At 63.2% G+C, this 21,500-nt stretch carries 19 protein-coding genes and 3 tRNA genes; 11 read left to right on the forward strand and 11 right to left on the reverse strand.

Annotated elements, in window-relative coordinates:
* Window positions 1-7: 7 nt before the first annotated feature.
* Window positions 8-499 (forward strand): phage protein NinX family protein, encoded by a 492-nt coding sequence (locus BRPE64_RS03700; protein ID WP_016344670.1) that lies wholly within the window; start codon window positions 8-10, stop codon window positions 497-499.
* Window positions 500-567: 68 nt separating this feature from the next.
* Here the strand turns inward: BRPE64_RS03700 and BRPE64_RS03705 are convergent.
* Window positions 568-644, reverse strand: a tRNA-Arg gene (locus BRPE64_RS03705).
* A gap of 84 nt (window positions 645-728) precedes the next feature.
* Window positions 729-805 (reverse strand) — tRNA-Arg (locus BRPE64_RS03710).
* Window positions 806-955: 150 nt separating this feature from the next.
* Between BRPE64_RS03710 and greB the strand changes: the two genes are divergently transcribed.
* Window positions 956-1,510, forward strand: coding sequence for a transcription elongation factor GreB (gene greB, locus BRPE64_RS03715; protein WP_016344671.1), 555 nt, complete (start codon window positions 956-958; stop codon window positions 1,508-1,510).
* A 91-nt stretch (window positions 1,511-1,601) separates the two neighbouring features.
* On the opposite strand, the gene BRPE64_RS03720 is transcribed toward greB, so the two are convergent.
* Both BRPE64_RS03720 and BRPE64_RS03725 read right to left on the reverse strand, forming a co-directional pair.
* Window positions 1,602-2,759, reverse strand: a complete 1,158-nt coding sequence (locus BRPE64_RS03720; protein ID WP_044041222.1) for a porin — start codon at window positions 2,757-2,759, stop codon at window positions 1,602-1,604.
* A 519-nt stretch (window positions 2,760-3,278) separates the two neighbouring features.
* On the reverse strand, window positions 3,279-3,521 hold the full coding sequence (locus BRPE64_RS03725; protein WP_016344674.1) for a hypothetical protein: 243 nt from the start codon (window positions 3,519-3,521) through the stop codon (window positions 3,279-3,281).
* A gap of 690 nt (window positions 3,522-4,211) precedes the next feature.
* On the opposite strand from BRPE64_RS03725, the gene BRPE64_RS03730 reads away from it, so the two are divergent.
* Window positions 4,212-5,360, forward strand: a complete 1,149-nt coding sequence (locus BRPE64_RS03730; protein WP_016344675.1) for a 3'-5' exonuclease family protein — start codon at window positions 4,212-4,214, stop codon at window positions 5,358-5,360.
* A gap of 21 nt (window positions 5,361-5,381) precedes the next feature.
* Here the strand turns inward: BRPE64_RS03730 and BRPE64_RS03735 are convergent, their stop codons facing one another.
* The 5 genes from BRPE64_RS03735 to pepN form a co-directional block, all read right to left on the reverse strand.
* Window positions 5,382-5,984: a chorismate mutase gene (locus tag BRPE64_RS03735; protein ID WP_016344676.1), complete on the reverse strand. Its 603-nt coding sequence runs from the start codon at window positions 5,982-5,984 to the stop codon at window positions 5,382-5,384.
* A gap of 221 nt (window positions 5,985-6,205) precedes the next feature.
* Window positions 6,206-6,355: a hypothetical protein gene (locus BRPE64_RS33410; RefSeq protein WP_016344677.1), complete on the reverse strand. Its 150-nt coding sequence runs from the start codon at window positions 6,353-6,355 to the stop codon at window positions 6,206-6,208.
* Between the two features lie 699 nt (window positions 6,356-7,054).
* Window positions 7,055-7,130, reverse strand: a tRNA-Thr gene (locus BRPE64_RS03745).
* A gap of 53 nt (window positions 7,131-7,183) precedes the next feature.
* A complete protein-coding gene (locus tag BRPE64_RS03750) occupies window positions 7,184-8,203 on the reverse strand; it encodes a class 1 fructose-bisphosphatase (RefSeq protein WP_016344678.1) in 1,020 nt (339 codons plus the stop codon).
* 172 nt (window positions 8,204-8,375) lie between these two features.
* The gene (gene pepN / locus BRPE64_RS03755) at window positions 8,376-11,093 is read right to left on the reverse strand and encodes an aminopeptidase N (protein WP_044041223.1); all 2,718 of its coding nucleotides are present in this window, start codon (window positions 11,091-11,093) and stop codon (window positions 8,376-8,378) included.
* A 221-nt stretch (window positions 11,094-11,314) separates the two neighbouring features.
* Here pepN and BRPE64_RS03760 point away from each other — a divergent pair, with 221 nt between their 5' ends.
* From BRPE64_RS03760 to BRPE64_RS03795, 8 genes are all read left to right on the forward strand, one after another.
* Window positions 11,315-12,052 carry a DUF4136 domain-containing protein gene (locus tag BRPE64_RS03760; protein ID WP_016344680.1) on the forward strand — a complete coding sequence of 246 codons (738 nt, stop codon included), beginning with the start codon at window positions 11,315-11,317 and terminating at the stop codon, window positions 12,050-12,052.
* 218 nt (window positions 12,053-12,270) lie between these two features.
* Window positions 12,271-12,966, forward strand: a complete 696-nt coding sequence (locus tag BRPE64_RS03765) for a CDP-alcohol phosphatidyltransferase family protein (protein ID WP_044041224.1) — start codon at window positions 12,271-12,273, stop codon at window positions 12,964-12,966.
* Window positions 12,963-13,793 carry a HalD/BesD family halogenase gene (locus BRPE64_RS03770; protein WP_016344683.1) on the forward strand — a complete coding sequence of 277 codons (831 nt, stop codon included), beginning with the start codon at window positions 12,963-12,965 and terminating at the stop codon, window positions 13,791-13,793. The genes BRPE64_RS03765 and BRPE64_RS03770 overlap by 4 nt, the downstream gene beginning before the upstream one ends.
* On the forward strand, window positions 13,790-14,806 hold the full coding sequence (locus BRPE64_RS03775; RefSeq protein WP_016344684.1) for a flippase-like domain-containing protein: 1,017 nt from the start codon (window positions 13,790-13,792) through the stop codon (window positions 14,804-14,806). The genes BRPE64_RS03770 and BRPE64_RS03775 overlap by 4 nt, the downstream gene beginning before the upstream one ends.
* Window positions 14,807-14,830: 24 nt before the next feature.
* Window positions 14,831-15,628 carry a phosphocholine cytidylyltransferase family protein gene (locus BRPE64_RS03780; protein ID WP_044041225.1) on the forward strand — a complete coding sequence of 266 codons (798 nt, stop codon included), beginning with the start codon at window positions 14,831-14,833 and terminating at the stop codon, window positions 15,626-15,628.
* A complete protein-coding gene (gene aepX / locus BRPE64_RS03785) occupies window positions 15,625-17,331 on the forward strand; it encodes a phosphoenolpyruvate mutase (RefSeq protein WP_016344686.1) in 1,707 nt (568 codons plus the stop codon). The genes BRPE64_RS03780 and aepX overlap by 4 nt, the downstream gene beginning before the upstream one ends.
* On the forward strand, window positions 17,324-18,490 hold the full coding sequence (gene aepY, locus BRPE64_RS03790) for a phosphonopyruvate decarboxylase (RefSeq protein WP_016344687.1): 1,167 nt from the start codon (window positions 17,324-17,326) through the stop codon (window positions 18,488-18,490). Before aepX ends, aepY begins: the two co-directional genes overlap by 8 nt.
* On the forward strand, window positions 18,490-19,554 hold the full coding sequence (locus BRPE64_RS03795) for a 2-aminoethylphosphonate aminotransferase (protein WP_016344688.1): 1,065 nt from the start codon (window positions 18,490-18,492) through the stop codon (window positions 19,552-19,554). Before aepY ends, BRPE64_RS03795 begins: the two co-directional genes overlap by 1 nt.
* A 12-nt stretch (window positions 19,555-19,566) precedes the next feature.
* Here BRPE64_RS03795 and BRPE64_RS03800 read toward each other — a convergent pair whose 3' ends face one another.
* Window positions 19,567-20,010, reverse strand: coding sequence for a hypothetical protein (locus BRPE64_RS03800; protein WP_016344689.1), 444 nt, complete (start codon window positions 20,008-20,010; stop codon window positions 19,567-19,569).
* Between the two features lie 158 nt (window positions 20,011-20,168).
* Window positions 20,169-21,497 (reverse strand): guanine deaminase, encoded by a 1,329-nt coding sequence (guaD, locus tag BRPE64_RS03805; RefSeq protein WP_016344690.1) that lies wholly within the window; start codon window positions 21,495-21,497, stop codon window positions 20,169-20,171.
* Window positions 21,498-21,500 lie beyond the last annotated feature (3 nt).

The raw sequence follows: 21,500 nt of genomic DNA on the forward strand, positions 1-21,500 counted from the left end.
CGCCGCAATGAACACATCTGATCTCGAAGGTCCCACGCTCGACTACTGGGTCGCGCGCGGGCTGCACGACTTCGTCCGCGAAATCCACTTCACCGACAGCGGAGAGACGCTCTCCATCCGCGGCAACGACCGCGGCAAGCCTTGGGATGGACGGTTCCTGCCGTCGACGTCATGGGAGGCGGCCGCCGTCGTGCTGGAGCGCGCCTGCAAGCTCGAAATGCACGATCACGGGCGCGGCGAGGTGGTGTGCAGCGTGAGCTTCGGCAAGGACGGCGCGGCTGTGGAAGGGCGCGGGCCGTCGCTGCGCATCGCGCTGTTGCGGGCGTTCGTGCGGCAGGCGTTTGGCGACACCGTGGAAGAGGAATTCCTGCGCCGTCCGCAATCGCTGCTGGGCGTGCGCGCCGAAGCGATCGGGGAATCGAGCGCGGTGACGTCGGTGGAGGATATGCCGACGCCCGACCAGCATATTGGCGACATCGGCTCTACGCCGCGGGTATAGACGCGAAACGGGCGAAGAAGTTGAGGACAAACAAAAAGGGCCTTCCGTATGGAAGGCCCTTCGAAAGATGGCGCGGCTGGCAGGATTCGAACCCACGACCCCTTGGTTCGTAGCCAAGTACTCTATCCAACTGAGCTACAGCCGCACGCAAACTGGTACTGCTTTGTGACGTCATGCGCTTATGGTTAAGCGCGGCGACATTGTCATGTTTGACAACATCGCGAAGAAGTGGCGCGGCTGGCAGGATTCGAACCCACGACCCCTTGGTTCGTAGCCAAGTACTCTATCCAACTGAGCTACAGCCGCACGCAGAAGCGGAATTATAGCCAAGCCTGTTCCAAAAAGGAAGGGTTTTCGGTCGAATTCTCGATGCTTCTTCGACGAAGACAGCGTCCGGCGTGGTAACTTGATGTTTTGAAAGCGTGACTTTCCGGAAATTCCAAGAAGATTCGCATCATGAATAAGGCATTTGTCAAAGAGTCGGACGACAGCGACGACGACCTCGAACTCGGCCAGCCTGATGTCCCGGCAGGAACGAAAAACTACATCACGCCGGCCGGTCATCAGCGCCTGCGTGACGAACTCCTGCAACTGCTCGACAACGAGCGGCCGGAGGTGGTCAGGCTCGTTTCGTGGGCGGCATCGAACGGGGATCGATCGGAGAATGGCGACTATATCTACGGCAAGCGGCGGCTGCGCGAAATCGACCGGCGCATCCGCTTTCTCGGCAAGCGCCTGGATCTCGCGGAAGTGGTGGACAGCAGCAAGCAGGAGAACGTCGATCAGGTCTTCTTCGGTGCGACGGTGGACTATGCCGCCGACGATGGCGACGTGAAGACGGTGACGATCGTGGGCGTCGACGAGGTGGATCTCGATCGCGGCTTCGTGAGCTGGATCTCGCCGGTCGCGCGGGCGCTGCTGAAGGCGAAGATCGGCGATACCGTCGCGCTGCATACGCCCGCGGGCGTGCAGCAGATCGATATCCTCGATGTGCGGTATCCGCCGCATTGAGCTAGTCGCAACGCATCGCGCAGACGAAAAAAAGCCGCTCCGAAGAGCGGCTTTTCTACAACTGAACTGCCTGTAAAGCTCGAAGCCAGTCTTAGAAGCGGTGACGCACGCCAACCGTTGCCGAAACCTGGTTCGACGACGACGACATACCCACGCCGTTGATCGTCGCGCCGATCGGCAGATTGTCGTCGTCCGTCATGTGCTGATATTCGCCTTGCAGGTACACGTCGGTACGCTTCGACAGCGCGTACGCCGTTTGCAGGCTGACCTGGTGGAACTTCGGCTTTTCGCCTGCGATACGGCTGTCGGTGTAGGTGTAAGCCCCTGCGATCGACAGAGCCGGCGTCAGGTTGTAACGGCCGTTGACTTCGTAGTTCGTGAAGCGAACGTGGCTGTCGCCCAGGTTGATGTTGCCTGCGTTCGTTGCCACGTTGTTCAGCGACGTAGCGTCGTCCAGCATCGTCTGCGTGAAGACGAAGCCGACCGTCGCCGGGCCGAACGCGTAGTTGATGCCGCCGCCGAAGATGCGCTGACGGCCAGCCGAGAACGGCGTGTTGTCGGTCGTGACCGCGCCGTTGACGTTGTTGGTCGGCGAGCCGACGTTGTTCAGTTGCATGTACGCGCCTGCAATGTTCAACGGGCCGTAGTTGTACGATGCGCCGATGCTGTAAGCACGGTTATCCGCAAAGCCGCCTGCTTCGTTCGAGAAGCCGTACATCGCGCCCAGCTTGAAGCCAGCGTAGTTCGCGCTCGTGTACTTGATCGAGTTGTTGACGCGGAACGTGTTGTCCAGGTTGTCGTTGTCGAACGGGTGGGCGAACTGCGTGCCGCCGTATTGCGTGCCGGTCAGGGCCAGCGGGCCGATGAAGTCCACCACGGAGTCATACTGACGGCCGAGGGTCACGGCACCGAACTGCGTGCTCGACAGACCGACGAACGCCTGACGGCCGAACTCGCGACCACCTTGGCCGTTCGTGCCGTTCATGATGTTGAAGCCGTTTTCCAACGTGAAGATTGCCTTCAGGCCGCCGCCGAGGTCTTCAGCGCCGCGCAGGCCCCAACGGCTGCCGTTGACGGAACCGCTCGTCGCCTTCCAGTTGCTGTGACCGTCGCCGCCTGCGACCGCCACGTTGTTGTTCGTGTACGTGATGCCTGCATCGATCAGGCCGTACAGCGTGACGCTGCTTTGTGCATGGGCTGCGGTGGCAAAAACGCCCGTCAGGGCTGCGACCATGAGAGTCTTTTTCATCTTTGTAACTCCGAGAGCAGAATGGGCCCGAGACCCAGCTTTGAGGAAACCTCGCTCCGATGCGCTGCGAGAGGCGCGGGCGGAGGAGCAATGCATCGGGCACCGACACATTTGTTTCCGGACCAGACGAAGTGTAAAGACGGTGTTACAGACGGGAGGTTCCGATTTCCGCAATAAACCATTCTTCTGGCCGCAATGATTGCGGCGGCACATATTCTTCTTTATTTACAACGGTTTATGTGCGAATAAAGGCGTAAGGCGGAAGGTGTCAACCAATTAGCGTTGCGCATGCGCGACAACAAATGACGGGGAAAAGCAACACCAGGATTCTGAAAATCGGATTGTTGAGATTTTAGAAACAGAAGTTTGCGATTTTCGTGAGTAATTTATACGGGACGTATCGTTATACTGGCGTCTCTGCTTTCCGAAGCAGACTTTTTCGTTGACGGAAAAGATCTCCAAACTTTGTCAGCGCGACTTCCCGGTCGCGCTTTTTTTTTGCCGCGCGCCTATGCGGATCTAGCCTTCGGAATGGGCGCTCGCGGGCTCGGTTTCCGGCGCGACGAGATCGTCATCCAGCGGCGTCGACCAGTCTTCCATCACGTAGTGACGGGCATCCATGGGCGACGAGAGAAGGTTCTGCCAGTGATCGCCGTGCCAGGCAGGATCGAATTCCAGCACTGAAGCGACTTGCGTATCCGATGTAATGGACGGCGCGGCGAACGATTTGAACCACTGCGTGACGCGCTTGAGATGAGTCATCAGAATCGGCCTCCCTTACATTTTAATAGCGATTATGTCTTCATATTGCTTAATGTCGTAGGATCGGGCAAGGCGAGTAAACACTTACGATTCGAATAATTCAGTTACGAACGTAATGTTATTCGGGCGGGCAATGCGCGTCGTTGGTGCGAATAAATCGGAAAAATCTGAGTGCGGGGATTAATTAATTTCCAATCAGCTTTGGACAAATCCTTGAAAGCGGTATTAATATTGCCGACGATCAGGCGATTCTATTTGTTTAACTCGTCGCCGCCGATTCAATCACTCTTTCTGTGCTGAGGATGACGGCGTGGCGCCGCGCCTCGCCCACGGTGCTTGGCGGGCTGCCGCGTGGGCGGCGACTGCAATATTTCCTGGTTCGCCAGCGCGCGCAGGCGCTTGAAGACAGTGGAAACGCGGCCCAAAGTTAATTAGGGAAAAATATTACGGGTTAGTCACTATTGCAGCGCGACTTGTGTTTTGACCTCTCAAATACGCGAGGTCGCAAAACCGACTAGTTCGATTTGGCTGGTAATCTCCGCGCGCAGACAAGAAAAAGCAGGCCGAGAAATAGAATCGCGCCAATTTTCCATCCCAGCCCGTTCAGTCACGCTGCGTTAGAATGGGCAATCCGTCCGCCATCGCGCAATTACTTCTCCGCGGCCCCTCGCGCCGATTCATCCGCCGTTCATGATGCACCTCGAATCTTCATCCAGCTTCGCGTACCCCTCCGAGCCCGTCGTATTCGTAGACCTCGAAACCACGGGCGGGACATTCGGCGTCGACCGCATCACCGAAATCGGCATTGTCGAGGTTGGTCCGCAGGGCGTGTCGCAGTGGACGTCGCTCGTCAACCCGCAGAAGCCGATTCCCGCGTTCATCCAGCAACTCACCGGCATCGACGACGCGATGGTCCGCGACGCTCCCACCTTCGAGCAACTCGCCGCGAGCCTGCTCGAACGCATGACCGGCCGCTTGTTCATCGCGCACAACGCGCATTTCGATCACGGCTTCCTGAAGGGCGAGTTCAAGCGTGTCGGTCTGCGTTTCGTGCCCGACGTGCTGTGCACGGTGCAACTCTCGCGTGCCGTGTATCCGGCCGAGAGCCGTCACGGTCTCGATGCGCTCGTGCAGCGGCACGCGCTCGTGCCCTCGGCGCGGCACCGCGCGCTCGCCGACGCCGATCTCCTCTGGCAGTTCTGGCAGCACCTGCATCGCGCGCACGCGCCGGACATCATGCAGGCGCATCTCGAACGCGTGACGCGCCGGTTCCAGCTCGCCGCGCATATCGATGAAGACACGATCGAGCGCATTCCCGCGGGCTGCGGCGTCTATCTGTTTTACGGCGACGACGACACACCGCTCTACGCCGGACGAAGCGTGCGGCTGCGTCAGCGCGTGCGCTCGCATCTTGTCGGTCCGCGTCGATCGGCGAAGGATTTGCGTTTGGCGGCGCTGGTTCGCCGCGTCGAGTGGATGGCGACTGGCGGCGAAATCGGCGCATTGCTGGCCGAAGCGCAATGGGTCGCGGCGAAGCGTCCGGCGCATAATCGCGCGCCGAAGACGCGTGCCGTCGAGTTGCGCGGCGCGCCTTGGCCTTATGCGGGCGCGATTGCCATTGAAGAGCGCGACGCGGCGTCGGCGCAACGCGTGTGGCACATCATCGACAACTGGCAGTATCTTGGCTCCGTCGATACGCTCGCGCAGGCCGGCGCTTTGCGCGCGGGCATCGCGGCGCCGGCGTTCGAGCTATCGACGTATCGGATATTGAGCGAGCGTCTCGCACGCGGTCTGGCCGTCACGCCGCTCACAGTCGATACACTCGCGGGCGCCGTTTAGCCCGAAAGCTCATCAGCAAACTCAGCCGACAGCGCCCACACCGCCGCTCGCGCAGACATGCGACAGCGCGTGTGCAAGCGGCGCGTTCATCGACGAGTCGTAGCGCGTCAGATGCTTCCATCGCGCGACGCTTTCCGCGAGGCGCATCGGGCAATCGTCCCCGTGGCGAATCGGCTCGACTCGTGCAAGCGCCGATACGAGCGACTCCGTCAGGCGATCGAGCTTCGGCCGAGTGTCTTTCGCGAGATCCGGCGGCGCGCCTTCGGGCGCCGCTTTCAACGCGCGCCAGTTGGCGAAGAGTGCGTTTTGCACGTCCTTGCTCGCTTCGATCTGATCGCGGAAAAACTGCCGCGCGAACTCGGGATCGACCTGCGCGGCGCGCGCCTTGTCCCCGACGTGCTTGAGCAATGCGTCTTCGCGCGGCGCATCGGTGACCGGCTCCTGATGCGCCCACTTCCAGCGTGCGACCGGTTCCGCGAGCGCGAGCCGCTGCGAGACGAGGGCGATGAGGTTGGTGAACGCGGTGTCGTCGCCATCGGCGCGGGCGGAGGCGGGCGCCGCAAGCGTGAGTACGCACGCGCAGGCGACGGAGGCGAGGAGGGAAGAGTTCGATCGGCGGCGCATCGGTATCCGGGCAAAAGCGCCAGAATAGCGCACTGCTCAGACCCGGCGGGGAAAGATCGGATGAAGGGACGAGCCGCTACGCACGACTCGCCCGAATACGGTCATGAAGGACGGACGCGACGCATCCTGGCGTAAGCCATTTGCGGACCGTGCGGTCCGCGTGCGCCGCGCGCGGCGGGCGTCGTTCTCACGACGACGGGGTGATCCAGCGTGTCCGCCTGTTATTTCGACTTCGCAGCGCTATGCTGTTCGTCGAAAAAGGCCCGGACGTGCTCGGGCAACTCGCTCGCGAGAAACTCGACGCCAACCGGTTCCGGATCCGGACAGAACACCTTGTCGGGCGTCGGGATTTTCGTCGGTTTCGCGTCCATGATTTCTCTCCTCTATGACTGCACACAATTGCGCCAACTGGCCGATGCGGCTATTGCACCGCCGCACGCGGCCGGAATTACGAATACAGATCCCTCTTCAAATGCGTTATCGGATTTCTGCCGATTCGACTTGAGCAAAATCGGCAGGTATATCGCCTGACGCATGATCGTTCGTGTTTTGGGACAACAAGCATCGGTAATGTATTACCGTCCCTCAATTCTCCCGCTGCAAAAACTGCAGAATATCCAGTGTGATGACCCGGCTTCGGAGCGGCGCCCAGTGTGGCTTGCCGGTCGATGGAGTCATCGCGCACTTAAACTCTAGCGTTTCCTCTATGGATATAACGATACCGGGAAACCATCGTTGACGCTTGATGGTGCAGAGCGGAAAATGGTTCGTTGTTGTACGAAAGCGCACATAACGCGCAAATCAGACAGGCGGCGGTGCGTAACGTGAAATCGCTGACGGCGATTGGTGAATTCGCACGCAGGGTGTGAATGGTTCGGGCGACCGTTGTATGAGCGCAAATGATTTGCGCGATCAGCCGCCGATAAGCTGATTTCGAACGGATTCGGAAGATTGTTTCGGCGCGAGCGTAGCTTTAGTCGTGCGAGGGTTGCCGCAATCGTATTTCGAGCGCCCAAAGCAAAAACCCGCGTCACTTGCGTGAACGCGGGTTTTTTTTGCCTGAATCTTGATGGTGCCGGAAAGAGGAATCGAACCCCCGACCTTCGCATTACGAATGCGCTGCTCTACCGTCTGAGCTATTCCGGCATCAGAGAAACAAGATTATAGCGACCGTTTTCTCATTTGCGCAAGACCCTGAATCAATTTTTCTTTTCGAGATGATATCGGGTCACACGGTCCACTTCACTCTTCGAACCGAGGAACACCGCGACGCGCTGGTGCAGGCTCGTCGGAACGATATCGAGGATGCGCTGTTCGCCGTTGGTCGCGGCGCCGCCCGCCTGTTCGACGATGAACGCCATCGGGTTCGCTTCGTACATCAGGCGCAGTTTGCCGGGCTTCGACGGATCGCGGCGATCGGCCGGATACATGAAGATGCCGCCGCGCGTGAGAATACGGTGCACGTCCGCGACCATCGACGCGATCCAGCGCATGTTGAAATCTTCTTTGCGCGGGCCGTCCTGGCCGGCGTTCAGCTCGCCGATGTACTGTTGCACCGGCTCGTACCAGTGGCGGCTGTTCGACGCGTTGATCGCGTATTCGCGCGTCTCGGCCGGAACCTGCATGTCGCGCTGCGTGAGCACCCAAGAACCGAGTTCGCGATCGAGCGTGAAGCAGTTCACGCCGTTGCCGGTGGTCAGCACGAGCACCGTTTGCGGGCCGTACACTGCATAGCCCGCGGCCACCTGCTGCGAGCCCGGCTGCATGAACGCCTGCTCGCTCGGCTCGACGCCGTCGGGGCAGCGCAACACCGAGAAGATCGTGCCGATCGACACGTTCACGTCGATGTTCGACGAGCCGTCGAGCGGATCGAACGTCAGCAGATAATTGCCCTTCGGATAGCGGTTAGGGATCGGGAAGATCTTTTCCATTTCTTCCGATGCCATCGCGGCGAGGTTGCCGCCCCATTCGTTGGCTTCGAGCAGAATTTCGTTCGAGAGCACATCGAGCTTTTTCTGGACTTCGCCCTGCACGTTTTCGCTGCCGGCGCTGCCGAGCGCTTCGCCGAGCGCGCCTTTGCTCACGTGATAGCCGATTTGCTTGCAAGCCCGCGCGACGACTTCGAGCAACAGGCGAAGATCGGCGGGCAGGTTCTGGTGCTCGCGCTGCTGCTCGATCAGATACTTGGTGAGCGTAGTGCGACTGGAGATGGAGGACATACGGGACTCCGTGAGCGTTAGACGAATTTCACGATTCTAACCGCTCGACCCGGCGGCTCCGTATGACAGCGCCTCGCACAACCGTTGCGCTTTCGCCAAAAGAACGACGGCCGCAGCGCGAACCCTTCGCACCGCGGCCGTGAGATGGCGAAAACTTCAGGCGAAACCGCGCTTAAGCGGCGAGCGCCTTTTCGACCACCTCGCGCACATCCCGCGATTTTGCCTCCGATGCCACTTCGCTCAGCGCCGCATGCATCTTTTCGCGCAACTGCGGCGTGAAACGGCGCCACAGTTCGAGGCCGCGCGCGAGGCGGGCGGCGACTTGCGGATTGAGCGCGTCGAGCGCGATCACCTGTTCGGCCCAGAAGGCGTAGCCGGACCCGTCAGCGGCGTGGAACTGCGCCGGGTTGCCGCTGCAGAAACTGAAAATTAGCGAGCGCGCGCGGTTCGGATTCTTCAGCGTGAACGCGGGATGCTGCATCAGCCCGCGCACGATCTCGATGACCTTGCGATCCGGCCCGCCGCGCTGCGTGGCCTGAAGCGCGAACCATTTGTCGATGACGAGCGCCTCGTTCTCGAAGCGGCGATAGAAATCCGCGAGCGCCGCGTCGGCTGCGGCCGGGTCGGCGCCGTTAGTCGCGCTTGCCAGCAGCAGGGCGGCGAGGGCGGCCGAGCGGTCGGTCATGTTGTCGGCGACGTCGTACTGGGCCTGCGCGAGCCTGACGGCGTCGGCCGGATCGTCGAGCTGGCTCAGGTAGGCGAGCGCGAGATTCTTGAGGCCGCGCTTGCCGGCGTCTTCCGGCGTCGGACGATATCCGCCCGGCGTGCGGTTCGCCTCGTAAGCCGCGAGCCACTTGTCGCGCAATTGCGACGCCAGGCGCCGGCTCATGAAGACGCGCGCCGCGTGCACGGCGGCGGGATCGGACACGCTCATCTGCTCGGCGAGATAGCTTTCCGACGGCAGCATCAGCGCGAGTTCGCGGAAGGCCGGCGTGAGCGTGGTGTCGTCGAGGACGCGGGCGAACGCGGCGATCGTCTGATCGTCGATAGAAAGCGCCTCGCCCTTTGCCGCCCGCCCGGCGAGCGCGAGCAGTTCGCGCGTGGCGAGCCGCTGGCCGGCTTCCCAGCGGTTGAACGGATCGCTGTCGTGGGCGAGCAGAAACGCGAGTTCTTCGTTCGTATAGTCGTATTCGACGATCACCGGCGCCGAGAAATTGCGCAGCAGCGACGGCAGCGGCGCTTCAGTCACATCGACGAAAGTGAACGACTGCTCGCGCTCCGTGAATTCGAGCACGCGCGTCGTACCGTTCGGCTCCTTCTCGCCTTCGAGGCGCAACGGCAGGTCCGCGCCGTTGCTGCCGATCAGGCCGACCGAGAACGGAATCAGGAGCGGCGTCTTTTGCGTGTCGCGCGCGGCGTCGGACGTGTCGCCATAGCCCTGCGTGAGGGTGAGCGTGTAGCGCCGGTTCGCGGCGTCGTACTTCGCGCGCACGGACACGCGCGGCGTGCCCGCCTGGCTGTACCAGCCTTCGAACTGCGCCAGATCGCGCTGGTTGGCGTCGGCGAGGGCGTGGCGGAAGTCGTCGCAGGTCACGGCCTGGCCGTCGAAGCGCTTGAAGTACAGGTCCATGCCGCGCCGGAAGCCGTCGCGGCCGAACAGTGTCTGATACATCCGCACGACTTCCGAGCCTTTCTCGTAGACGGTCATCGTGTAGAAATTGTTGATCTCGACGTAGCTCTCCGGGCGCACCGGATGCGCCATCGGGCCGGCGTCCTCGGCGAACTGCATCTGGCGCAGCACGCGCACATCCTCGATGCGCTTGGTCGCGCGCGCTGCCGCGCTCGCGGCGCCTTCCACGTCGCCCGCGGCCATGTCGGCGGAAAATTCCTGATCGCGGAATACCGTGAGGCCTTCCTTCAGGCTCAGCTGGAACCAGTCGCGGCAAGTCACGCGGTTGCCGGTCCAGTTGTGGAAGTATTCGTGGCCGACCACGGCCTCGATGTTCGAGAAGTCGGTGTCGGTCGCGGTTTCGGGATTGGCCAGCACGTACTTCGTGTTGAAGATGTTGAGGCCCTTGTTCTCCATCGCGCCCATGTTGAAGTCGCTCACCGCGACGATCATGAAACGGTCCAGATCCAGTTCCAGCCCGAAGCGCTTCTCGTCCCAGCGAATCGAGTGGATGAGCGAGTCCATGGCGTGGCGCGTCTTGTCGAGATCGTGCGGCTCGACCCACACCTGCAGCAGTTTTTCCTTGCCCGAGCCCGATTTGATGCGCTCCTCGATGCACACCAGCTTGCCCGCGACCAGCGCGAATAGATAGCTCGGTTTCTTGAACGGGTCTTCCCAGCGGGCGAAATGGCGGCCGTCGGGCAGATCGCCTTCCTCGATCAGATTGCCGTTCGACAGCAGCACCGGATACGCGGCCTTGTCGGCGCGAAGGGTCACGACGTAAGTCGCCATCACGTCCGGGCGATCGAGGAAATACGTGATGCGCCGGAAGCCCTCGGCCTCGCACTGCGTGAAGAAGTTGCCGCTTGAGACATAAAGTCCGGAGAGCGTCGTGTTCTCGGCCGGATTGCAGATGCTCTCGATGCTAAGCTCGAAAGCACCGGCAGGAAGACTGCCGATCGACAGGCCGTTCTCGTTGACGCGGACATCCGCGTGCGGAACGCCGTCTATCGTGGCGCTCACGAATTCGAGTTGCTCGCCCATCAGTTCGAGCCGGGGCGCGTCGCCTTGCGCCTCGGGATTGCGGCGCAGCTTCATCGTGTTCTTAACGACCGTGCGCGCCGGCACGAGATCGAACTCGAGCGCGACGGAGTCGATCAGAAAGGCCGGCGGCGTGTAGTCCAGGCGGCGAATCACAGCGGATGCGGTCGTGGTAGACATGGCAAGATCTTCATTGTTGGATTGAGCGGCGCCGCGTTTCGTGCGTGCACAATGAGCGCACCGACGCGCGTGCGCCTGGTCGAACCATTGTACAAGCCGTCCGGAGATCGTGAATCGGGCGGCGCAACGCGTCGTGGACCCCACAATAAAGAACGCCGCCGGGCAAGGCTCGCCGGTGCTGTCTATAACTGAGAAGGGTGCGGAACGAAGTGAGGACGACCATGAATTTCCCGATCAAAACACTGGGCGGATCGCTCGGCAAATGGGCGCTGCTGATGCTGGCGGCGCTCTGGCTCACGGGCTGCACGACCTACGTTCAGACGCAGGTCACGGCTTTCTCCGACTGGACCGGCAGCGACACGACGCGCACCTACGCATTCGCGCGCAAGAACGAGCAGCAGAACAGCATCGAACAGACGACTTACGAGACGCTCGTCGCCAATGAACTCGCGAAGTACAACTTCCGCCAGGTGCCCGACGCGAGCGCGAACTATCAGGTGGCGATCGGCTATTCGGTCCGCGGCGACACGATGACCGTGCGCCAGCCAATCTATTACGATCCGTGGCCGATGTACGGCGGTCCGTGGGGTGGACCTTACTGGGGCGGACCGTGGGGCGGCGGCTGGGGCGGCTACGGTCCGTGGGGGCCGACGGGCTACGTCGATCAGACCTACCCGGTCTACACTCACGCGCTGCAAATCCGCATGACCGAGCGCAAAACCGGCCGCGAGACCTATAAGGTCACGGCAGTCAATTCGACGGGCGACCCGTCGCTCTATCTGGCGATGCCGTATCTCGTGCGCAGCGCGCTCACGAACTTCCCGCTCGGCAACGGAACGGTGCGCACGGTGACGCTTCCGGTGGACACGAACGGCGGCATGTCGAACGAAACGGCGGCGTCGCTCAATTCGAACGAGCGCAGCGCGGCGCCGCCGGCGGCGTCGAAGTCGGTGGACTGAACGGCTCGATTCGGGGCGGCGGCTTTGCTGCGCGAAGCCGCTTTTGGCGCGGGTGAAGGCATCGGAAAATATTTCCTGAGCCCGCTGCTCCCGATTTCGTTCAGGTCGATGAGCAAAGTTTTAAAAACGCCCGATCGCCTTGACTAAACAGGGAATTACCGTCGCGCGGGGAAGCCGCAATATATGCAGTTTCGGCGAATAAGCGATATATTCGCGGGATGACAAAATCGTGTCCGCCCAATCTCAAAGCCGTTCCCGAGCCCGCTACCTGGGACGCGCGACTTGCCCGCCGTCTCGTCACACCGCTCGTCGGAACTCCCGTCACGCCTAATCATCTGACGACGCTGCGCCTCGCCATCGGTTTGGGCGGGGCGTATTATCTGTCGCTCGGTCAGTTCTGGATGTGCACGCTCGGCGCGTTGCTGATCGCGCTGTCGAATCTCGTCGACCACACGGACGGCGAACTCGCGCGCATCAGCGGGCAGTCGAGCAAGATCGGCCACTTTTATGACCTCGCGTGCGATGCGCTCGTCACCGTGCTGCTGTTCGTCGGCATCGGCTTTTACGTGGCCGTGCATCATCCGTCGATGATCGTGCCCGCGCAATGGCTCGGCGCGCTCGCGGGCGTGGCGGTCGCGCTGATCTTTTTCCTGCGCATGCGCATCGAGTCGATGGTCGGCAAGTCGGGCACGAAACAGGCATCGATGGCCGGCTTCGAAACCGAAGACGTGCTGTACCTGCTGCCGGTCGTGACCATCCTGAACGGCATGACGCCTTTTCTGATCGCAGCGGCCATCGGCGCGCCGCTCTTCGCCGTGTATGTGGCGGTGGATCATCAGCGCGTCGCGCAGCGGATGCGTCGCGCGCAGGCGTCGCACGCAAAAGACGGCAACGATTTTCAGGCGGTGAGATGAGCGATACGGCAACTCCGGACAACACGCTGACCCAGGCGGCGCAAGAGGCGCACGGGGCGCATACGACGCCGAGCGCGCGCCCGTCGAAGCGCGACATCGACTCGACGTTGAGCGCGCGCTTGGCCGCGCTGCCGACGCCGAAACTGCGCGACGAATACGGCCAGCAGAGTTCGTTTCTGTATATCGAAGACTTCCTGCCGCGCGATTTCACCGAGCGCCTGATCGCCGCCGTGCACGACGTGACACCGGCCGTGAACCGCAACTATCTGCCGGGTCACAAGGCGGGCGGCAGCGTGAGCCGCCATACGCTCGACAAGCTCGCGCCGTTCATCGCGGACCTGTACCGGTCGGAGGCGCTCATCAAGTGGCTGGAGGCGCTCACCGGCGACCGGTTGCAGCTCTCGCCGGAAGACGATCCGCACGCCTACGCGCTGTATTTCTATACGCGTCCGGGCGATCACATAGGCTGGCATTACGACACCTCCTATTACGAAGGCCGCCGCTACACGCTGCTGCTCGGCGTGATCGACGACTCGTCCTGCGCGCTCGAATACGAACTGCACACGAAGACGCCCGGCGTGCCCGACGAGCCGGGTTCCGTGCGCTATCCGCCCGGCGCGTTCGTGTTCTTCGACGGCGACAAGCTGCGCCATCGCGTCACGCCGCTCGGCGAAAACGAAATGCGCGTGTCGCTCACGTTCGAGTACGTGACCAACCCCAACATGCGGCCGTTCCAGCGTTTCATTTCGAACATGAAAGACTCGATCGCGTATTTCGGATTCAGGCAGGTCTTTCGCCGCAACCGCGGCAAGAACGGACAGGCATGAGCCGCGCCGGCACGTTCCTGCTGTCCGCCGGTGTGGTGCTGTTCGTCGCGCTGCTCGGCTGGCAAGGTTTCGGCTCCGTCGCGGCCACGCTCGCCGCGGCCGGCTGGGGCTTGCTCGCGGTGGCGGCGTTTCACTTCGTGCCGCTTTTCGTCGATGCTATCGCGATCAGCGTGCTGTTCTCCGAGAAGGAACGCAACGTCTCCCTGCGCGACGCGTTGCTCGCGCGCTGGGCCGGCGAATCCGTGAACAGCCTGATGCCCGCCGGGCAGATCGGCGGGCCGATGCTGATGGTCCGCTATCTCGCGCAACGCGGCATGCGCGCGCGCGACGCAGCCGCCGTCATCACCATCAGCACGACGATGCAGACCATCGCGCAACTGCTTTTCGCGCTGGCGGGCGTCGTGCTGCTCACCGGTTACGCGGCGGGCGGCTCGTCGTCGGCGTTGCTGATCGCGGTGCTCGCGGTCATCGGCGTGATCGGCGTCATGATCTTCGGCTTCTATCTGGCGCAGCGGCGCGGGCTCTTTGGCCGCGCGATGCGCTTTGCCTCCGGCATCGCCGCGCGCTTTTCGGCCAAGCGCGACTGGTCCTCGCTCGTCACGCGCGCCGAAGCCGTCGATGCAGCCGTGCACGATCTCTACCGCGAGCGCGGCAAGGTGGCGGCGAGCTTCGGGTTGAGCCTCGTCGGCTGGATCGTCGGCACGGGCGAAGTGTGGCTCGCGCTGCATCTGCTCGGCCATCCGGTCGGCTGGACCGAAGCGCTGCTGCTGGAGAGCCTCGGCCAGGCGATTCGCGGCGCCGCTTTCGCCATTCCCGGCTCGCTCGGCGTGCAGGAGGGCGGCTATCTGCTGCTCGCGCGCATGATCGGCCTGCCGCCCGAAGCGGCGCTTGCGCTGTCGCTCGCCAAGCGCGCGCGCGAATTGCTGCTCGGCGTGCCGGGCATCGTCTATCTGCATTTCGTTGAAAAAGGCTGGCAGCGCCGCCGTCTCGCGCGTGTGCCGGATATCGACTGACTCACCCACGAAGGGAACACAACCATGCGCGCAATTATTCTTGCGGCCGGGATGGGCTTGCGCCTCGTTCAGCCCGAAGGCCAGCAAAAGCCGAAATGTCTGCTGCGTTTTGGTGATGCCTCGCTGCTCGAACGTCATCTGCACTTTCTGAAGGCGGCGGGCGTCACCGAAGTCGTCTTCGTGACCGGCTTCAAGAGCGAGCAGATCGAGGCGGAACTCGCGTCGATCGACTGGAAGCCCGCGAGCGAAATCGTCGTCAACGAGGAATTCACGCTGGGCAGCGTGCTGTCCGTGCACACCGCGCGCGAAGCCATGACGCGCGGCGGCGACGTCCTGCTGATGGACGCCGACGTGCTCTACGACGAACGCATCATCGAACCGCTGGTGGCGGGCGGCAGCGTGAACCGTCTCTTGATCGACCGCGATTTCGAAGCAGGCGACGAACCCGTGAAGCTGTGTGTCGAGAACGGCGTTCCGGTGGAGCTGCGCAAGCAGGTCGCCGCGGGCCTCGCGTATGACACCATCGGCGAGTCGGTCGGCTTCTTCCGCTTCGATCACGCGACGGCCACGCGCTTGGCCGAGATCTGCGCGGAGTATGTCGCGACGGGCCGCGCGAAGATGCCGCATGAAGAGGCGGTGCGCGATCTGTTGCTGGAGAATTTGCAGAACCCGTCCCACGCGTTCGATATCGCCGATGTCACCGGCGCGCCGTGGATCGAAATCGATTTTCAGAACGACGTGAAGCGCGCGGCCGACGAAGTGCTGCCGCAATTGAACGCGCTGCGTCAGTTTGCCGGAGCTACAGGAGCACTACAGCGATGAACGCACCAGAACAACTTCCCGTCGGCTTTTCGCGCTCGATGCGCCTGCGCGAGATGCTGCAAAGCAACCGCCTCGAATTCCTGATGGAAGCGCACAATGGCATGTCGGCGCGCATCGCGAAGGAAGCCGGTTTCAAGGCGATCTGGGGATCGGGCCTGTCGATCTCGGCGCAGTTCGGCGTGCGCGACAACAACGAAGCGAGCTGGACGCAGGTCGTCGACAACCTCGAATTCATGGCCGACGCGAGCGATCTGCCGATCCTGCTCGACGGCGACACCGGCTACGGCAACTTCAACAACGTGCGCCGTCTGGTGAAGAAGCTCGAGCAGCGCGGCATCGCGGGCGTGTGCATCGAGGACAAGCAGTTTCCGAAAACCAACAGCTTCATTAACGGCGAAGCGCAGCCGCTCGCCGACATGGACGAGTTCTGCGGCAAGATCAAGGCCGGCAAGGATTCGCAGAGCGATCCGAACTTTTCGATCGTGGCGCGCGTCGAGGCGCTGATCGCGGGCTGGGGCATGGAAGAGGCGTTGAAGCGCGCCGAAGCGTATCGCCAGGCGGGCGCGGACGCGATCCTGATCCACAGCAAGCTGTCGAAGCCGGACGAAATCCTGACGTTCGCGCGTGAATGGGCGGGGCGCGGTCCGCTCGTCATCGTGCCGACGAAGTACTACAGCACGCCGACCGACGCCTTCCGTCAGGCAGGCATCAGCTGCGTGATCTGGGCGAATCATCTGATTCGCGGCGCGGTGTCGGCGATGCAGGCGATCGCCAAGGAAATCCACGACAGCGAGACGCTCGTCAACGTGGAAGACCGCATCGCGTCGGTCAACGAAATCTTCCGTCTGCAGGACGCGGACGAATACTCGGCGGCCGAAAACATCTATCTGAGCGCGGCCAACGAGAAGCGCAGCGCGGTCGTGCTCGCGGCGAGCCGCGGCGCGGGCCTCGAAGCGCTGACTGAAGAACGCCCGAAGGTGATGCTGCCGGTCGCGGGCAAGCCGCTCTTGCGCCATCTCGTCGAGGCGTTCAAGAAAGAAAGCATCAACGACATCACCGTGGTCGGCGGTTACCGCGCCGATGCGATCGATAAAGGCGGCATCCGGCTCGTCGTCAACGAGCAGCACGCGTCGACCGGCGAACTCGCGTCGCTTGCCTGCGCGGCGGCGCATCTGAACGGCGATACCGTCATCTCCTACGGCGACCTGCTGTTCCGCAGCTACATCCTGCGCGATCTGGTGGATTCCGACAGCGACTTCTGCGTGGTCGTCGATTCGTCGCAGACGCCGCAGGCGGGCGAAGCGGGCACCGACTTCGCCTACTGCTCGACCGCCGACGACCGCGCGCTGTTCGGCCAGAAAGTGTGGCTGGAAAGCGTGGCCGGCGCGGGGCAGGGTATCGACACGGGCCGCGCGCCGCAGGGCCGCTGGATGGGCCTCATCAACGTGCGCGCGGGTGCGCGTGAGCGGCTGCTCGCAACCCTTGCGGAACTGCAGAAGCGCCCGGACTTCGGCAAGCTCGACATGGCCGCGCTGCTGAACGCGCTTATCGCCGCCGGCGAGAAGGTCGAAGTGCAATACGTGCACGGCCACTGGCGCGGCGTGAACGATCTCGACGACTTCCGTCGCGCGGGCGATTTCGCGCACGGCCAGTCGCCGATCGGTTCCGAAGGCATCGACGGCACGGAGACCGCGCGTGATTGAGGCCGCCCAGTTCGTCGAGGCCGCGCGCGAACGCGGTTTCGACTGGTACGCGGGCGTGCCGTGCTCGTATCTCACGCCCTTTATCAACTACGTGCTGCAGGACGAGACGCTTCATTACGTCTCGGCGGCGAACGAAGGCGATGCGGTTGCGCTGATCGCGGGCGTCGCTTTGGGTGCCGCGGGCGGCGACAAAAAACGCCGCGGCATCGCGATGATGCAGAACTCCGGCCTCGGCAACGCGGTGAGCCCGCTCACGTCGCTCACGTGGACGTTCCGTCTGCCGCAATTGCTGATCGTCACGTGGCGCGGCCAGCCGGGCGTCGCCGACGAGCCGCAGCACGCGCTGATGGGCCCGGTCACGCCGCAGATGCTCGACACGATGGAGATTCCGTGGGAGCTGTTCCCGACCGAGGCTGAAGAGATCGGTCCGGCGCTCGATCGCGCGACCGCGCACATGGACAGCACCGGCCGTCCGTATGCGCTCGTCATGCAGAAGGGCAGCGTCGCGCCGTTCGAACTCAAAAAGACCGGGCTGTCGGGCGTGCGCGTTCATGACGAGCGCGCGCCCGTCGCGCGCTTCCAAGGCGAGCGCGTGTCGCGTCACGCGGCGCTCGAACGCGTCATCGCGCGGACGCCGAAGGATTCGACGGTCGTGCTCGCATCCACGGGCTTCTGCGGCCGCGAACTCTACGCAATCGACGACCGCGAGAATCAGCTTTATCTCGTCGGCTCGATGGGCTGCGTCACGCCGATGGCGCTCGGTCTCGCGCTCTCGCGCCCCGATTTGCGCGTCATCGCGCTCGACGGCGACGGCGCCGCGCTCATGCGCATGGGCGTCTTCGCGACGCTCGGCGCGTACGGCCCGTCGAACCTGATTCATCTGTTGCTGGACAACGGCGCGCACGAATCGACCGGCGGCCAGGCCACGGTGTCGCGCGGCGTCGATTTCGCGTCGATCGCGTCGGCGTGCGGTTACGCGCTCGCGCTCGATGGCGACGACATCGGCGTGATCGATCGTCTCTTCGACGCAAAGGATGTCGCGGGCGCACGCTTTGCGCGTCTGTCGATCAAAACGGGCACGCCGGGCGATCTGCCGCGCCCGAAGATCACGCCCGAGGACGTCCGCGCCCGCTTGCAAAAACACATTGGAGGCCGTTGATGCTGCTGCTCAATCCGGGTCCTGTCACGCTGAGCGAACGCGTGCGCAAGAGCCTGCTGCAAACCGACTTGTGCCATCGCGAGCCGGAGTTCTTCGATCTTCAGGACGAGGCGCGCCGCCGTCTCGTCGCGGCTTACGAACTCGATCCGGCCAAGTGGAGCGCCGTGCTCATGACCGGCTCGGGCACGGCGGCCGTCGAGAGCATGATCGCCGGGCTCGTGCCGGAAGGCGGGCGGCTGCTGGTCGTGGAGAACGGCGTGTACGGCGACCGTGTCGCGCAGATCGCGCAGCAGTACGGCATCGAGTATGAAGTCGCGAAGTACGAGTGGATGCAGGCGCCGGATATCGACGCCATCGTCAGGCTGCTCGACACCAAGAAGTTCACGAACGTCGCGATCATCCATCACGAAACCACCACGGGGCGTCTGAACGCCATCGACGCACTGTCGCGCGCCTGCGCGCAGCGTGGCGTGGGCCTTCTGCTCGACGCGGTGAGCAGCTTCGGCGCCGAAGCGATCGATTTCGACGGCGGCGGCATCGCCGCGATCGCCGCGACGGCCAACAAGTGCCTGCACGGCGTGCCGGGCGCGGCGTTCGTGATCGCGCGGCGCGACGCGCTGGCGCAGGCTGCGAGCCGCAACTATTACCTCGGCATCGCGCGTCTCGCGAAGTTGCAGGACGCGCGCAACACGCCGTTCACGCCGTCGGTGCATGCGTATTACGCGCTCGTCGAGGCGCTGCGCGAGTTCGAGGAAGAAGGCGGCTGGCGCGCGCGTCACGCGCGTTACGCGAAGCTCGCGGAGCAAGTGCGCGCGGGTCTGGCCGCGCTCGGCATGGAGAGCGCGTTGCCGCCGGAGGAATCGTCGGTGGTATTGCGGGCGTACCGGCTGCCGGCGGGCGTCACCTACGAGACGCTGCACGACGCGCTGAAGGCCAAGGGCTTCGTGATTTACGCGGGGCAGGGCGGTTTGTCGAAGGAACTGTTCCGCATCTCGACGATGGGCGCGCTCGATGCGAACGACATGGATCGCCTGATTTCGTCGTTCGTGGAATTGCTGCGCTGAACGGCAAGCCCGTCACTGCTTGCAAAAAATCGCCGTGATGAAGGGCGCGACGTGGTGCACGACCGCGTCGCTGCCCGCTTCGCGCACCTTCTGTTCGACTTCGATGTCGCCGCCCCAGACGACCGCACCGTAAGCCGCATCGCTGATCGGCTCGCCCTTGCCCGGCTTGAACAGCGGATCGTCCTTCTGATACGCCACCAGCGCGTAGACCTTGAACCCGTAGGCCGTCAATGCGGCGCCCTTCACCGGCCGGAACGCGTTGATCGAGTTCGCCTCGATACGCATCGGTTTCGCCTCCAGCAGATTGCTGTCCTGCAACGGCGCGATGAAATCGTGCGGCGTCGATTTGCAGTCGAGCTGCGAATCGAGCGCGCGAGCATGGGCGTGAGCGGCGAGCGCGCCGAACGCCATCGGCAAAGACCAGCGAAAAATGCGGCAAGCGAGCGTCAGCGTCATGGCGGCGGGATATCCGTGATAGCCAGCACTTTAACCACATTGCAACAAATGTGCTTGTTTCGTCGAGCGAAAGATCGCGCGGCGCGTGGCGCGCCAAACAAAAAGGCGTCCCTCGCGCGAAGGACGCCCTTTGAATGTTCGACGCGTCGTGCGAAGCGTCAGGCCGCCATTTCGAGCTTCGCCGTGCGCCGGCTTTCCCGCGCATGCACGCGCTTGCCGGCGGCGTAGGTCTCGAACACCGCGCGGTCGTCGCCGAGCAGCGCGAACGCGAACAGCAGTTCTTCCAGCGATTCCGTGCGCGCCATGCGTCGTGCGAGCAGCGGCGTCGCGTTCGGGTCCAGCACAACGAAGTCCGCTTCGCTGCCGGGCTTGAGCGTGCCGATCTTGTCGTCGAGTTCGAGCACCTGGGCGGCGCCGGTCGTCGCGAGCCAGAACATGCGCGTCGCGGTCAGATGATGGCCGGTCAGACGCGCGACCTTGTGCGCTTCGTTCATCGTTTGCAGCATGGAGAACGACGTGCCGCCGCCGACGTCCGTCGCCAGCGCAACCGGCATGTTCGATTCGCCCGCCTTTTCGAAGTCGAACAGTCCGCTGCCGAGAAAGAGGTTCGACGTCGGGCAGTGCGACGCCACCGCGCCGGTTTCCGCCATGCGCTGGCGGTCGCGCTCATCGAGATAGATGCAGTGGCCGTACACCGCGCGGCGGCGCAGCAGATTGTAGTGATCGTAGATGTCGAGATAGCTGCGATGCCCCGGAAACAGGCTTTCGACCCATTTGATCTCGTCCGTGTTCTCCGCGACGTGACTCTGGATGAACACGTCCTGATGCTTCTGCGCGAGCGCGCCGCATGCTTCGAGCTGCGCCTCGGTCGAGGTCGGCGCGAAACGCGGCGTCAGTGCGTAATGCTGGCGTCCGCGGCCGTGCCAGCGCGCGATGAGTTCGGCGCTGTCGTCGTAGCCGGATTGCGCCGTGTCGCGCAGGAATTCGGGGCAATTGCGATCCATCAGCACTTTGCCCGCGACCATGCGCAGATTGCGCGCTTCGCTTTCGGTGAAGAACGCATCGGCGGATTGCTTGTGCACCGTGCAGTACACGAGCGCCGTGGTCGTGCCGCAGGCAAGCAGTTCGTCGATGAAAAAGCTCGCTGTCTCGCGCGCGACCGCGGGATTCTCGAAGCCGCGCTCGGTCGGGAACGTGTACGTGTTGAGCCACGGCAAGAGTCCCGGCGCCGGCGACGCGATCATGTCCGTCTGCGGATAGTGAATGTGCGAGTCGATGAAACCCGGCACGATCAGCTTGTCGCGCATCGTCTGGACGGTCGCGTCGGGGCTGAGCCGGTCGCGAATCGACGCATACGCGCCTGCCGCGACCACTTTCCCGTCCTCGACGATCAGGAGGCCGTCGGCCTCGTAGACCGCGCCGTCAGCGGCATGCGCGGGATCTTCCCGGAAGGTCAGCAACTGGGCGCGGTAGGCGGTTTGAGTCATGAT

Origin of the sequence: Caballeronia insecticola (assembly GCF_000402035.1) — a bacterium.
Classification (GTDB): domain Bacteria; phylum Pseudomonadota; class Gammaproteobacteria; order Burkholderiales; family Burkholderiaceae; genus Caballeronia; species Caballeronia insecticola.

What these genes read in the sequence shown, in the direction of transcription:
- BRPE64_RS03700 (WP_016344670.1), top strand. Translation starts at nt 8, where the DNA reads ATGAACACATCTGATCTCGAAGGTCCCACGCTCGACTACTGGGTCGCG.
- greB (WP_016344671.1), top strand. Translation starts at nt 956, where the DNA reads ATGAATAAGGCATTTGTCAAAGAGTCGGACGACAGCGACGACGACCTC.
- BRPE64_RS03720 (WP_044041222.1), bottom strand. Translation starts at nt 2,759, where the DNA reads ATGAAAAAGACTCTCATGGTCGCAGCCCTGACGGGCGTTTTTGCCACC.
- BRPE64_RS03725 (WP_016344674.1), bottom strand. Translation starts at nt 3,521, where the DNA reads ATGACTCATCTCAAGCGCGTCACGCAGTGGTTCAAATCGTTCGCCGCG.
- BRPE64_RS03730 (WP_016344675.1), top strand. Translation starts at nt 4,212, where the DNA reads ATGATGCACCTCGAATCTTCATCCAGCTTCGCGTACCCCTCCGAGCCC.
- BRPE64_RS03735 (WP_016344676.1), bottom strand. Translation starts at nt 5,984, where the DNA reads ATGCGCCGCCGATCGAACTCTTCCCTCCTCGCCTCCGTCGCCTGCGCG.
- BRPE64_RS33410 (WP_016344677.1), bottom strand. Translation starts at nt 6,355, where the DNA reads ATGGACGCGAAACCGACGAAAATCCCGACGCCCGACAAGGTGTTCTGT.
- BRPE64_RS03750 (WP_016344678.1), bottom strand. Translation starts at nt 8,203, where the DNA reads ATGTCCTCCATCTCCAGTCGCACTACGCTCACCAAGTATCTGATCGAG.
- pepN (WP_044041223.1), bottom strand. Translation starts at nt 11,093, where the DNA reads ATGTCTACCACGACCGCATCCGCTGTGATTCGCCGCCTGGACTACACG.
- BRPE64_RS03760 (WP_016344680.1), top strand. Translation starts at nt 11,315, where the DNA reads ATGAATTTCCCGATCAAAACACTGGGCGGATCGCTCGGCAAATGGGCG.
- BRPE64_RS03765 (WP_044041224.1), top strand. Translation starts at nt 12,271, where the DNA reads ATGACAAAATCGTGTCCGCCCAATCTCAAAGCCGTTCCCGAGCCCGCT.
- BRPE64_RS03770 (WP_016344683.1), top strand. Translation starts at nt 12,963, where the DNA reads ATGAGCGATACGGCAACTCCGGACAACACGCTGACCCAGGCGGCGCAA.
- BRPE64_RS03775 (WP_016344684.1), top strand. Translation starts at nt 13,790, where the DNA reads ATGAGCCGCGCCGGCACGTTCCTGCTGTCCGCCGGTGTGGTGCTGTTC.
- BRPE64_RS03780 (WP_044041225.1), top strand. Translation starts at nt 14,831, where the DNA reads ATGCGCGCAATTATTCTTGCGGCCGGGATGGGCTTGCGCCTCGTTCAG.
- aepX (WP_016344686.1), top strand. Translation starts at nt 15,625, where the DNA reads ATGAACGCACCAGAACAACTTCCCGTCGGCTTTTCGCGCTCGATGCGC.
- BRPE64_RS03795 (WP_016344688.1), top strand. Translation starts at nt 18,490, where the DNA reads ATGCTGCTGCTCAATCCGGGTCCTGTCACGCTGAGCGAACGCGTGCGC.
- BRPE64_RS03800 (WP_016344689.1), bottom strand. Translation starts at nt 20,010, where the DNA reads ATGACGCTGACGCTCGCTTGCCGCATTTTTCGCTGGTCTTTGCCGATG.
- guaD (WP_016344690.1), bottom strand. Translation starts at nt 21,497, where the DNA reads ATGACTCAAACCGCCTACCGCGCCCAGTTGCTGACCTTCCGGGAAGAT.